The organism is Streptomyces lydicus, from assembly GCF_000717345.1.
Lineage (GTDB): Bacteria > Actinomycetota > Actinomycetes > Streptomycetales > Streptomycetaceae > Streptomyces > Streptomyces lydicus.
Map to the genome: position 1 here is coordinate 76,685 of NZ_JNZA01000016.1, position 12,140 is coordinate 88,824.

Below are 12,140 nucleotides of genomic sequence, written 5' to 3' on the forward strand. Positions count from 1 at the left end.
AGCGCAGCCGGTGCCACACGGCCGGCGGCCTCTAGCGCGCGCTGCTCCGGGACCCGCAGCGCGTCGCGTTCGAGCGCCGCCACTCACAAGGAGGGGGCGTCGTGACCGCAGAGACCTCCCAGACGCTCGACCGGGGACTGCGCGTCCTCAAACTTCTCGCCGACACCGATCACGGGCTGACCGTCACCGAGCTGTCCAACAAGCTCGGCGTCAACCGCACCGTCGTCTACCGTCTGCTGGCCACCCTCGAACAGCACGCCCTGGTGCGCCGCGACCTCGGCGGCCGGGCCCGGGTGGGGCTCGGCGTGCTGCGCCTGGGCCGGCAGGTCCACCCACTGGTCAGGGAGGCGGCACTGCCCGCGCTGCGCTCGCTCGCGGAGGACGTGGGGGCCACCGCGCACCTCACCCTCGTCGACGGTACGGAGGCACTCGCCGTCGCCGTCGTGGAGCCGACCTGGACCGACTACCACGTGGCCTACCGGGCCGGATTCCGTCATCCGCTGGACCGCGGGGCCGCCGGCCGGGCCATCCTCAAGGCCCGCCAGGGCCGGATCCAGGACGCCGGACTCGCCCTGACGCACGGGGAGTTGGAGGCCGGCGCGAGCGGAGCGGCGGCGCCGCTGCTCGGGGTGAGCGGCATCGAGGGCAGCGTGGGCGTGGTGATGCTCGCGGACACCGTCTCCGAACGGGTCGGGCCCCGGGTGGTCGACGCGGCCCGGGAGGTCTCCGAGGCGCTGCGGTGAGGTGCCGGGCACGGGCCCGGCGCCCCTGCCCGTGTGAAGGGGCGGTGGGCGTGTGGTGAGCCGGTAGCGCCGTCCGCCACTGGTGGGGCAGGGGTCAATTAGGGTGGCAAGGTGTCTGCACGCGCTCGCGCCCTGGCGGTCTGCACCGCCCTCGTCCTTGCCCTCCTCGTCACCGCGGCCCTCGCCCCGCTGCCGTACTCGGTGGCGTATCCGGGCATGACGGCGAACGTCCTCGGTACCGACAAGGGCAAGCCGGTGATCACCGTCACCGGCGCCCCGGCCCGCCGGACGAGCGGCCAGCTGCGGATGACCTCCATCGTCGCCACCGGCCCGGACGCCTCGGTCCACCTCCCGGACATCGTCCAGGGCTGGCTGCGCACCGACGAGGCCGTGATGCCCAAGGAGGCCGTCTACCCGGTGGGCAACAACACCGAGGAGATCGCCGAGCACAACGCCGCGCAGATGCGCGAGTCGCAGGACACCGCCACCGCCGCCGCGCTCGACCACCTCGGCAAGTCCCCCAAGGACGTCAAGGTCTCGCTGAGCCTCGCGGACGTCGGCGGGCCGAGCGCCGGGCTGATGTTCGCCCTCGGCATCGTCGACAAGCTGAACGGCGACGGCACCGGCCACGACCTGACCGGCGGCCGGACGATCGCCGGCACCGGCACGATCACCGCGAGCGGCAAGGTCGGCGCGGTCGGCGGGGTCGCGCTCAAGACGCAGGCCGCACGCCGCGACGGTGCCACGGTCTTCCTGGTGCCGCGCAAGGAGTGCGCCGACGCGCGGGCCGAGCTGCCGCAGGGCATGCGGCTGATCCCGGTCTCCACCCTCGACGGCGCCGTCGGCGCACTGAAGGCACTGCGGACCGGGGGAGCGCTCCCCAGCTGCTGAACCGGTACCCGGGCCGGCCCGGGGCGGACACGCCCTAGCCCTCCTTGATGAAGCCCTCCCGCAGCAGCCAGTCCTTGGCGACCTGGTGCGGGTCCTCGCCGTCCACGTCCACCTTGCGGTTCAGCTCCTGGGCGACGGTGTTGTCGAGCGCCCGGGTGACGGGCGCCAGCACCTCGGCCATCGCCGGGTACTTCTTCAGGGACGCGGCGTTGATCTCCGGGGCGGCGTTGTAGTTGGGGAAGAAGTGCTTGTCGTCGGCGAGGACGTGCAGGTTCATCGCCTTGATCCGGCCGTCGGTGGTGAAGACCTCGCCGAACGTGCAGGTGCCCTTCTGGGTCTCGGTGTAGACGACACCGCCGGTCATCTTGCGGATGTTGGACGACGGCACCTGCATGCCGTACGCCCGGGCCATGCCCGGCAGGCCGTCGTTGCGGGTGGCGAACTCGTTCTCCACGCACAGCGTCACCGCCCCCGGGTTCTTCCGGGACAGCGCCGCGACCTCCGAGAGGGTGCGCACTCCCAGCTTCTTCCAGTTGGCGGGGTTCAGCGCCAGCGCGTAGGTGTTGTTGAGGGTGGAGGCCGGCAGCCAGACGATGCCGTTCTTCCGGTCCTCGTCGCGGACGACCTTCCACTGCTCCTGCGGGTCGATGACCGGCTTGGTGTGGCCGAGGTAGGTGATCCAGCCGGTGCCGGTGTACTCGTACGCGGCGTCCGCGGTGCCCGACCTGACCGCCTCCCGCGCGCCGATCGACCCCTGGATGCTGGTCTTGTCGATGACCTTCGCCCCGGCCGCCTCGAAGACGAGCCCCATGATCTGGCCGAGGACGATCTGCTCGGTGAACTCCTTCGACGTCACCGTCAGCTGCGCACCGGTGAGCGGGCGGTCCGGGTAGCCGGCCTTCGGCCCCGGCAGGACGCTGTCGGTCATCGCGCTGCCGCTGATCAGCCCGCAGCCGCCGCAGACGAGGGCGGTCAGCAGGGCGAGGGCGGCGGCCGGGCGGCGGCGGATGCTCACGAGGCCACCTCCAGACCGCGCGGCCGCAGCAGCAGCTCCGCCAGCGAGGCCAGCCACTCGACAAACAGCGCCAGCGCCACCGTCAGCACCGAGCCGAGGATCAGCACCGGCATCCGCTGGGTGACGATGCCCGCCGAGATCAGGTCGCCCAGGCCGCCGCCGCCCCCGAAGGTGGCCAGCGTCGCGGTGCCCACGTTCAGCACCAGCGCCGTGCGCACACCCGCCAGGATCAGCGGTACGGCCAGCGGCAGCTCGACCTTGCTCAGCACACCGGTGGGGGACATGCCGATACCGCGGGCGGCCTCGGTCAGCGTCGGGTCGATGCCGCGCAGCCCGGCGATGGTGTTGGCGAGCACCGGCAGCACGGCGTAGATGACCATGCCGACGATCGCCGAGCGGGCACCGATGCCCAGCCAGATGACCAGCAGGATCAGCAGACCCAGGGCCGGCACCGCCTGACCGAGGTTGGCGAGCGCCATCGCGAACGGCGTGGCCCGGCGCAGCCTGGACCGGGTCAGCGCGATGCCCAGCGGAATCGCGATGATCAGCACGAAGAAGGTGGAGATCGCGGTGAGCTGGATGTGCTGGCGCAGCGCCAGCCACACCTTGCCGTTGTCGACCGCCTGGTGGGCGATGGAGTCCAGCCGGGCGCCGCGGAACCACAGCCAGGTGGCCAGCAGCGCGGCGACCAGGAAGGCCGGCATGAACGTCCACTTCTGCCAGCTGATCCGGCGGCCGCCCGCGGCGGCGGACGGCGTGGGCGCCTCACCCGACGCCAGCTCCCGCTGCCCCATCTCGACGTTGTCGCGGAGGGCGAAACCCTCGTGGTCGCCGGTCCGGTGGGCACGCGGCCGTGAACCGCTGCCCGCGGGCCCCGGACCGCGCTCGCCCCCGCTGCTCATGCCGGGCCCCCTTCGGAGGCGGCCGGACCGCCCAGGCCCTCCTGCTCCTGGCGGGTCTGACGGGCGCGCTGGTCGTCCAGCTGGTGCTGGTGCTCCAGGGCCTCCAGCCGGTCCTCCTCCAGCATTTCCTGGACGTTGTTCATCAGCGTCTCCATGTCGACCACGCCGATGTACTCCCCGCGCCGCCCGGTGACCGCGACCCGGCCCGAGCTGTCGGTGAGCACCGCCTCCAGCGCGTCGCGCAGCGTCGCGTCCCGGGTCACCGTGTGCTGCACCGGCGCCCCGGCCCGCGCCAGCGTCCCCTTGGCCCGCGAGAGGTCGCCGCGGCGCAGCCACTTGTACGGGCGGCGGTTGCGGTCCAGCAGCAGCAGTTCGTTGTGCGCGCCGGAACGCAGCAAGTCGAAGATCGACTCCAGCGGGTCGTCGATCGTGGCGGTGAGGAAGTCGACCACGCCCACGTCCCGCACCCGGGTCAGATTGAGCCGCTTGAGGGCCGCGCCGGCGCCCACGAACCCGGAGACGAAGTCGTCGGCGGGGTTGGTGAGGATCGCCTCGGGGGTGTCGAACTGGGCGATGTGCGAACGCTCGCGGAGCACCGCGATGCGGTCGCCGATCTTGATGGCCTCGTCGAAGTCGTGGGTGACGAAGCAGATGGTCTTGTGCAGCTCGTGCTGGAGCCGGATCAGTTCGTCCTGGAGGTGGTCGCGGGTGATCGGGTCGACCGCGCCGAACGGCTCGTCCATCAGCAGGACGGGCGGGTCCGCGGCGAGCGCCCGGGCCACGCCGACGCGCTGCTGCTGGCCGCCGGACAGCTGCCGCGGATAGCGGCCGTGGAACTCGGCCGGGTCCAGGCCGACCAGGTCGAGCATCTCCTCGACCCGGTTCTTGATCTTCGCTTTCGGCCAGCCGATCATCTTGGGGACCAGCGCGATGTTCTGGGCGACCGTCATGTGCGGGAAGAGCCCGCTGGCCTGGATGGCGTAGCCGACCTTGCGGCGCAGCCCGACCGGGTCGATGTCGGTGACGTCCTCGTCGCCGATGCGGATCCGCCCGGACGACGGCTCGATCAGCCGGTTGATCATCTTCAGGGTGGTGGACTTGCCGCAGCCGGAGGGTCCGACGAAGACCACGATCTCGCCGGCCTGGACCTCCATGTCGACGTTCTCCACGGCGGGGACCGTGCTCCCCGGGTAGACCTTCGTCAGGTTCTCCAGGCGGATGCTCGCGCCGGACGGGGCGGTGTTCCCGGATGTCTCAGGCACGGATCCCCCTGGAGATGGTCAGGCGTCCGATCAGGACGTAGGCGGCGTCGAAGAGCAGGGCGAGCACGGCGATGCCGAGCGTGCCGGCGAGCACCTGGTTGAGGGCGTTGGCGCTGCCCAGTGACGCGATCCCGCGGAAGATCTCGTTGCCCAGGCCGGGGCCGGAGGCGAAGGCGGCGATCGCGGCGATGCCCATCAGCATCTGGGTGGCGACCCGGATGCCGGTGAGGATCGGCGGCCAGGCCAGCGGCAGTTCGACGCGGAGGAGCCGGGCGGTGCGCGACATCCCGATGCCCTTGGCCGCGTCGACCAGCGCCGGGTCGACCCCGCGCAGGCCCACGATGGCGTTGCGGACCACCGGCAGCAGCCCGTACAGGGTCAGCGCGATGACCGTCGGGGCGACGCCCAGGCCGACGATCGGGATCAGCAGACCGATCAGGGCGAGGGAGGGGATGGTCAGGATCGTGGCGGTCGTCGTGGTGGCGAGGCTGCCCGCCCATTCGCTGCGGTAGGTGACCACGCCGATGAGGACGCCCAGCAAGGTGGCGATCACCATGCACTGGAAGACCGCGCTGGCGTGCTGATACGTGTCCGTCAGCAGCTGGTCGTGCCGGCTGCTGACGTACTCCCAGAAGCTCACCGTCGCTCTCCTCGGTCGGTCAGTCCTCCGATGCCTGTTTCACCAGCGGGATGATCCGCAACGGAACCGGATTTTCCATCACGATTGCCGTCGAGGCCCGCACAATGCCATCAAAGCCCACAACCCGGTCGATCACCCGCTGCAGATCGGCGTTGGAGCGGGCGACCAGCCTGCAGAGCATGTCCCCATGTCCCGTCGTTGTATGCAGCTCCAGCACCTCGGGAACGGTCGTCAAGTGTGCGCGCACGTCGTTGCCTTGCCCCTGTTTGATCTCCAGGGTGGCGAATGCCGTGACCGGATAGCCGAGCGCCGCGGGGTCCACGTCCGGTCCGAAGCCCCGGATCACTCCATTCGACTGAAGCCGGTCGAGCCGGGCCTGGACCGTGCCGCGGGCCACCCCGAGCCGCCGGGACGCCTCCAGGACGCCGATCCGCGGCTCCTCGGCGAGCAGCTCCAGCAACGCCCCGTCCAAATGATCGATCGCCAATGCCCGCTCCCTCGATTTCGATGGTCATCATGTACAGATAGCCCGGACACGCCCCTCGTTCGCTGTACAGAATGCCCAGTGGATTCACAAACTATTGCGCACCTTGTGGATCGGAGGGACTCTGCGGCCATGGCAGACACCACGATGCACACCCAGCCCACCACCCCCGCCACGGCCCGGCAGGCGGACCCCTTCCCGGTCAAGGGGATGGACGCGGTCGTCTTCGCCGTCGGGAACGCCAAGCAGGCCGCCCACTACTACTCCACCGCCTTCGGCATGAAGCGCGTCGCCTACGCGGGCCCGGAGAACGGCAGCCGTGAGACCGCGAGTTACGTGCTCGAATCCGGCGGCGCCCGGTTCGTGTTCACCTCCGTCATCAAGCCCGTCACCGCGTGGGGCCGCTTCCTCGCCGACCACGTCGCGGCCCACGGCGACGGCGTCGTCGACCTCGCCATCGAGGTGCCCGACGCCCGTGCCGCCTACGAGTACGCCGTCGCCCACGGCGCCACCGGCCTGGAGGAGCCGCACGACATCAAGGACGAGCACGGCACCGTCGTCCTGGCCGCCATCGCCACCTACGGCCAGACCCGGCACACCCTGGTCGACCGCAGCGGCTACGACGGCCCCTACCTGCCCGGCTACGTCACCGTGCCGCCCGTCGTCGAGCCCCCGAAGAAGCGTTTCTTCCAGGCCGTGGACCACTGCGTCGGCAATGTCGAGCTGGGCCGGATGAACGAGTGGGTCACCTTCTACAACAAGGTCATGGGCTTCACCAACATGAAGGAGTTCGTCGGCGACGACATCGCCACCGAGTACTCCGCCCTGATGTCGAAGGTCGTCGCGGACGGCACCAAGAAGGTCAAGTTCCCGATCAACGAGCCGGCGATCGCCAAGAAGAAGTCGCAGATCGACGAGTACCTGGAGTTCTACGGCGGACCGGGCGTCCAGCACATCGCGCTGGCCACCAACGACATCGTCTCGACGGTGCGCCGGATGCGCGCCGCGGGCGTCGAGTTCCTCGACGTGCCCGGCTCGTACTACGACACCCTCGGCGAGTGGGTCGGTGACACCCGCGTCCCGATCGAGGAGCTGCGCGAGCTGAAGATCCTCGCCGACCGCGACGAGGACGGCTACCTGCTGCAGATCTTCACCAAGCCGGTCCAGGACCGCCCCACCGTCTTCTTCGAGATGATCGAGCGGCACGGCTCCCTGGGCTTCGGCAAGGGCAACTTCAAGGCGCTCTTCGAGGCCATCGAGCGCGAGCAGGAGCGGCGCGGCAACCTCTGACCTCCCGCCCGTCGCCCGACCTCCACCCCCGGAAGACAGCGCTGCGCGCCGACTGCCCTCCCCCCCCGCCACCCGGCGCCTCCGCCGCCGGGAGGACAGCGCTGCGCTCGCCCCGTGGGCCGTACACGATCTTCCGTGTGCGGCCCACGGATGCGAGGCTGAGGGCATGGACCTCATCGCACGTCTGCGCGCCGGCCTCCCGGGCGAAGCGATCCTCACCGACCCGGACGTCACCGGCTCCTACGCCAACGACATGGCGAGCTTCTGCGAGGCGGGCACCCCCGCCGTCGTCGTCCTGCCCCGCACCGTCGAACAGGTCCAGCACGTCATGCGGACCGCGACCGAGCTGCGCGTCCCGGTCGTCCCGCAGGGCGCCCGCACCGGCCTGTCCGGCGCCGCCAACGCCTCCGACGGCTGCATCGTGCTGTCCCTGGTCAAGATGGACCGGATCATCGAGATCAACCCCGTCGACCGGATCGCGGTGGTCGAGCCCGGCGTGGTCAACGCCGTCCTGTCCCGCGCGGTCAACGAGCACGGCCTGTACTACCCGCCCGACCCCTCCAGTTGGGAGCAGTGCTCCATCGGCGGCAACATCGGCACCGCCTCCGGCGGCCTGTGCTGCGTCAAGTACGGCGTGACCGCCGAGTACGTCCTCGGCCTGGACGTCGTCCTCGCCGACGGGCGGCTGCTGAGCTGCGGCCGCCGCACCGCCAAGGGCGTCGCCGGCTACGACCTGACCCGCCTCTTCGTCGGCTCCGAGGGCAGCCTCGGCATCGTCGTCCGCGCCGTCCTCGCCCTCCGGCCCGAGCCGCCCCAGCAGCTCGTCCTGGCCGCCGAGTTCCCCTCCACGGCCGCCGCCTGCGAGGCGGTCTGCGAGATCATGGCCCGCGGCCACGCCCCGTCCCTGCTGGAGCTGATGGACCGCACCAGCGTCCGCGCGGTCAACGCCATGGCGCAGATGGGCCTGCCCGACACCACCGAGGCGCTGCTGCTCGCCGCCTTCGACACCCCCGACCCGGCCGCCGACCTCGCCGCCGTCGGCGCGCTGTGCACCGCCGCGGGCGCCACCGAGGTCGTGCCCGCCGAGACCGCCGCCGAGTCCGACCTGCTGCTCCAGGCCCGCCGGCTGACCCTGACCGCACTCGAACGGGTCAAGTCCGCCACCATGATCGACGACGTCTGCGTACCGCGGTCCCGGCTCGCGGAGATGCTGGACGGCACCGCCGCCATCGCCGACAAGTACGACCTGACCATCGGCGTCGTCGCGCACGCCGGCGACGGCAACACCCACCCCACCGTCTGCTTCGACGCCGACGACCCCGACGAGTCGCGCCGCGCCCGCGAGTCCTTCGACGCGATCATGGCGCTCGGCCTGCGACTGGGCGGCACGATCACCGGCGAACACGGCGTCGGCGTCCTGAAGAAGGAGTGGCTGGCCCGCGAACTGGGCCCGGTCGGGCTGGAGTTGCAGCGCGGCATCAAGGACGTCTTCGACCCGCTCGGCATCCTGAACCCCGGCAAGCTGTTCTGACGCCGGGCGCGCCGGCGCCGCCACGGGCCGGCGTCCGGATGTACAGCGGCGGGCCGAGACGGTTGACTGCCCCCATGACGATCAACGATCCGCACAGACCGGGTGAGGGCATGGTCACCTTCCGGGTGACCGGCCGCGGCGTCGACGACCTCACCTACGCCGTCCAGGCGCCCGGCGATTCCGGCGACGAAATCCAGGTGGCCCGGCCGGAGTTGCCGTGGTTCGTGGTGACCGACGCACGCGGGGTGGGCGCCATGCCGATGCTCACCCTCACCCTCGACGCGCCCGACGCCTACGCCGAGTGCGAGATCCTCACCGACGGCGCACCGGCGGTCCGCGGCACCGTCCACGGCCCCGCCGCGACTGCCGTGTTCATGGCACGCGCCGCCGCCTCATAGGGTTCCGCCATGGACTCCTTGCTCCCGGGCGCCGCCCTCCTCGTACTCGCCGTCGCCATGGTCGCCTCCACCACCGACCGGCGCTCCAAGACCCTGGAGCGCCGGCTCGGCCGGCTGGAGCGCAAGGTCGACCTGCTGCTCGCCCACGCGGGCGTCGAGGAGCCGCAGGACCCCCGGATGGCCGAGATCGACGAGCTGCTGGCCCGGGGAAAGAAGATCCAGGCGATCAAGGTGCACCGCGAGCTGACCGGTTCCGGGCTCGTCGAGGCCAAGGAAGCGGTCGAGCGCCGGATGCGCTGACGGTCCGCCGGGCAGAGGATGACCACAGGCCCGCCGGTGGCGCGGGCCCCTTTTCCGCGGCCCGCCGGGCCGCCTTCGCGCACCCAGGGAGCGAGAGCCGATGGCAGCGACCGAAGCGTCCGGAGCCGCGCAGGACGAGTACGACGTCATCGTGCTGGGCGCCGGCCCCACCGGCGAGAACGTCGCCGACCGGGCGCACGCCGCCGGCCTGAGCACGGTGATCGTGGAGAGCGAACTGGTCGGCGGCGAGTGTTCCTACTGGGCCTGCATGCCCAGCAAGGCGCTGCTGCGGCCGGTCACCTCCCGCGCGGAGGCCGGCCGGGTGCCCGGCCTGAAGGACGCCGTCGCCGGCCCCCTGGACGCGCCCGCCGTACTCGCCCACCGCGACGCCATGACCTCCTACTGGAAGGACGACGGGCAGGTCCGCTGGCTCGACTCGGCCGGCATCGACCTCGTCCGCGGCCACGGCCGGCTGGCCGGGCCCCGCCGCGTCGTCGTCGACGGCGAACGGGTGCTCACCGCCCGGCACGCGGTCGCCGTGTGCACCGGCAGCCGCCCCGTACTGCCCCCCGTCCCGGGCCTCGCCGAGGCCCGGCCGTGGACCAGCCGCGAGGCCACCAGCGCCAAGTCCGCGCCCGGCCGGCTGGTCGTGGTCGGCGGCGGCGTCGTCGGCGTCGAGATGGCGACCGCCTGGCGGGCCCTGGGCTCCTCCGTGACCCTGCTGGTCCGCGGCGACGGGCTGCTGCCCCGTATGGAGCCGTTCGCCGGCCGCCTGGTCGCCGAGTCGCTCGCCGAGGCGGGCGCGTACCTGCGCACCGGTGTCGAGGTGCGCGAGGTGCGCCGCGAGGCCCCCGGCGGCCCGGTCACCGTCGTCCTGGACTCTCCCCCCGGGCCCGGCGGCCCGGGAGGCACCCCCAGCGACGAGATCGTCGCCGACGAACTGCTGATCGCCACCGGCCGGGCCCCGCGCACCGACGACATCGGCCTGGAGACGGTCGGCCTGAGCCCCGGCTCCTGGCTGGACGTCGACGACAGCTGCCGGGTGACCGGCGTGACCGGCGGCTGGCTCTACGGCGTCGGCGACGTCAACCACCGCGCCCTGCTGACCCACCAGGGCAAGTACCAGGCCAGGATCGCCGGAGCCGCGATCGGCGCGCGCGCCCGGGGCGTGCCGATCCTGGAGTCCGACCCCTGGGGCGCCCACGCGGCCACCGCGGACCGCCGCGCCGTCCCGCAGGTCGTCTTCACCGACCCCGAGGTCGCCTCGGTGGGCCTGACCGCCGCCGCGGCCGAACGGGCCGGCCACCGCACCCGGGTGGTGGACCAGGACCTCGGCGCGGTGGCCGGCGCCTTCCTCTACGCGGACGGCTACCGCGGCCGCGCCCGGATGGTCGTCGACCTCGACCGCGAGGTCCTGCTCGGCGTCACCTTCGTCGGCCCCGGTGTCGGCGAGCTCCTCCACTCCGCCACCGTCGCGGTGGCCGGCGAGGTCCCGCTCGAACGGCTCTGGCACGCGGTCCCCTCCTATCCGACGATCAGCGAGGTGTGGCTCCGCCTGCTGGAGTCGTACCGGGGCTGAGCCGAGGCGCCGCTGGGCACGCGTCAGCCCTGGTCGGCGCCCAGGGCCGCGGCGATCCGGAGGTGGCCTGCGGCCTCGTCGGGGCGGCCCCGGCGTTCCAGGGTGCGCCCGAGCATCAGGCGGGCGTACGCCTCGACCGGGTCACGGTCCAGGACCGCGCGCAACTCGGTCTCCGCGCGGCCCAGTTGGGCGGAGTGGTAGTAGGCGCGGGCGAGCAGCAGCCGCGGGGCGACGGGCTGCGGGTCCTCGTCGACCAGGCCGCGCAGGATGCGCGCCGCGGTGCTGAAGTCCTTGGCGTCGAAGTAGAGCCCGGCCCGTGCCCAGCGGTCGGCGGCGGTGCCGTGCGCGTAGTAGCCGTCGTCGTACGCCGTGCCGGCGGTGGGCTGCTGTTCCGTGGGGGTGTACGGGGTCCCGTTCATGCCGGAGCCAACACCGACGACTGGTTGAACATTCCACAAGTGCGCTCACCGGGCCGCACCGGCCTCCCCCGCCACCGGCCCGACGGCACCGCCCCCTCGGCGACTCCCCGGACACCCCTACGCCCCGGCCTCCGGGAACTCCTCCGACGGCCACTCGTCACCGGGCCACGCCTCGTCCCGCGACGCCAGCGTCAACAACTCGCTCAGCCCTTTGTCGAGACCCAGGTGCTCCCGCTCGGAACCCGGCGGAACCACCCGCAGGGTGCGCTCCAGCCACGCCGAGACCGCCCCCGCCGGCGCCTCCAGCAGCGCCTCCCCGTCCGGCGAGTTCAGCGCCGTGCAGACCACGCTTCGGCCGTCCACCTTCGTCGGCCACACCCGCACATCACCGTCCCCGCACGCCCGGAACACCCCCTCCACGAGCAGCTCACGCGCGAACGTCCAGGTGACCGGCGTGTCCGAACCGACGTGAAAAGTGACATGAACGGCATACGGGTCGTCCGTCCGGTACGTCAGCCGGGCCGGCACCGGGATGCTCCGCTCCGGCGACAGCACCAGACACAGCTCCAGCTCTCGTTCCACCATGGTGTGCATGAGGTCCGCCTCTCTCGGTCGTCCGCACGGACCCGGTACCCGGCCCGCACTGATGCAAGAGGCGTCTGCCCCCGGACCCTTACACGACTTCG

The 12,140-nt window shown here is 72.1% G+C and carries 14 protein-coding genes; 7 read left to right on the top strand and 7 right to left on the bottom strand.

The genetic code is table 11. The features are described 5' to 3' along the window. Positions 1 to 101 precede the first annotated feature (101 nt). Positions 102 to 743, top strand: coding sequence for an IclR family transcriptional regulator (locus OO62_RS17625; protein WP_033268391.1), 642 nt, complete (start codon positions 102 to 104; stop codon positions 741 to 743). 111 nt (positions 744 to 854) lie between these two features. Further along, positions 855 to 1,634: a S16 family serine protease gene (locus tag OO62_RS17630; RefSeq protein WP_033268392.1), complete on the top strand. Its 780-nt coding sequence runs from the start codon at positions 855 to 857 to the stop codon at positions 1,632 to 1,634. 34 nt (positions 1,635 to 1,668) lie between these two features. Here OO62_RS17630 and OO62_RS17635 read toward each other — a convergent pair whose 3' ends face one another. The 5 genes from OO62_RS17635 to OO62_RS17655 are packed head-to-tail and all read right to left on the bottom strand — an operon-like array spanning position 1,669 to position 5,940. Beyond that, the gene (locus OO62_RS17635; RefSeq protein WP_033268393.1) at positions 1,669 to 2,649 is read right to left on the bottom strand and encodes a glycine betaine ABC transporter substrate-binding protein; all 981 of its coding nucleotides are present in this window, start codon (positions 2,647 to 2,649) and stop codon (positions 1,669 to 1,671) included. Further along, positions 2,646 to 3,551, bottom strand: a complete 906-nt coding sequence (locus OO62_RS17640; RefSeq protein WP_381572634.1) for an ABC transporter permease — start codon at positions 3,549 to 3,551, stop codon at positions 2,646 to 2,648. The genes OO62_RS17635 and OO62_RS17640 overlap by 4 nt, the downstream gene beginning before the upstream one ends. Then, positions 3,548 to 4,813 carry a betaine/proline/choline family ABC transporter ATP-binding protein gene (locus OO62_RS17645; RefSeq protein ID WP_033268394.1) on the bottom strand — a complete coding sequence of 422 codons (1,266 nt, stop codon included), beginning with the start codon at positions 4,811 to 4,813 and terminating at the stop codon, positions 3,548 to 3,550. The genes OO62_RS17640 and OO62_RS17645 overlap by 4 nt, the downstream gene beginning before the upstream one ends. Next, positions 4,806 to 5,453, bottom strand: coding sequence for an ABC transporter permease (locus tag OO62_RS17650; RefSeq protein WP_033268395.1), 648 nt, complete (start codon positions 5,451 to 5,453; stop codon positions 4,806 to 4,808). Before OO62_RS17650 ends, OO62_RS17645 begins: the two co-directional genes overlap by 8 nt. Positions 5,454 to 5,472: 19 nt before the next feature. Beyond that, entirely contained in the window at positions 5,473 to 5,940 is a 468-nt protein-coding gene (locus tag OO62_RS17655) for an Lrp/AsnC family transcriptional regulator (protein ID WP_033268396.1), read from the bottom strand. A gap of 129 nt (positions 5,941 to 6,069) precedes the next feature. On the opposite strand from OO62_RS17655, the gene hppD reads away from it, so the two are divergent. From hppD to OO62_RS17680, 5 genes are all read left to right on the top strand, one after another. After that, positions 6,070 to 7,227 carry a 4-hydroxyphenylpyruvate dioxygenase gene (hppD, locus tag OO62_RS17660; protein ID WP_033268397.1) on the top strand — a complete coding sequence of 386 codons (1,158 nt, stop codon included), beginning with the start codon at positions 6,070 to 6,072 and terminating at the stop codon, positions 7,225 to 7,227. Between the two features lie 166 nt (positions 7,228 to 7,393). After that, positions 7,394 to 8,758 carry an FAD-binding oxidoreductase gene (locus OO62_RS17665; RefSeq protein WP_033268398.1) on the top strand — a complete coding sequence of 455 codons (1,365 nt, stop codon included), beginning with the start codon at positions 7,394 to 7,396 and terminating at the stop codon, positions 8,756 to 8,758. A gap of 74 nt (positions 8,759 to 8,832) precedes the next feature. Then, on the top strand, positions 8,833 to 9,156 hold the full coding sequence (locus OO62_RS17670; RefSeq protein WP_051733351.1) for a hypothetical protein: 324 nt from the start codon (positions 8,833 to 8,835) through the stop codon (positions 9,154 to 9,156). A 9-nt stretch (positions 9,157 to 9,165) separates the two neighbouring features. Beyond that, the gene (locus tag OO62_RS17675) at positions 9,166 to 9,456 is read left to right on the top strand and encodes a ribosomal protein L7/L12 (protein ID WP_033268399.1); all 291 of its coding nucleotides are present in this window, start codon (positions 9,166 to 9,168) and stop codon (positions 9,454 to 9,456) included. A gap of 100 nt (positions 9,457 to 9,556) precedes the next feature. Beyond that, a complete protein-coding gene (locus OO62_RS17680; RefSeq protein ID WP_033268400.1) occupies positions 9,557 to 11,035 on the top strand; it encodes a dihydrolipoyl dehydrogenase family protein in 1,479 nt (492 codons plus the stop codon). A 23-nt stretch (positions 11,036 to 11,058) separates the two neighbouring features. Here the strand turns inward: OO62_RS17680 and OO62_RS17685 are convergent, their stop codons facing one another. Beyond that, on the bottom strand, positions 11,059 to 11,454 hold the full coding sequence (locus OO62_RS17685; protein WP_051733353.1) for a tetratricopeptide repeat protein: 396 nt from the start codon (positions 11,452 to 11,454) through the stop codon (positions 11,059 to 11,061). Positions 11,455 to 11,571: 117 nt separating this feature from the next. Continuing rightward, positions 11,572 to 12,048, bottom strand: coding sequence for an SsgA family sporulation/cell division regulator (locus tag OO62_RS17690; RefSeq protein ID WP_033268401.1), 477 nt, complete (start codon positions 12,046 to 12,048; stop codon positions 11,572 to 11,574). Between the last annotated feature and the right edge of the window lie 92 nt (positions 12,049 to 12,140).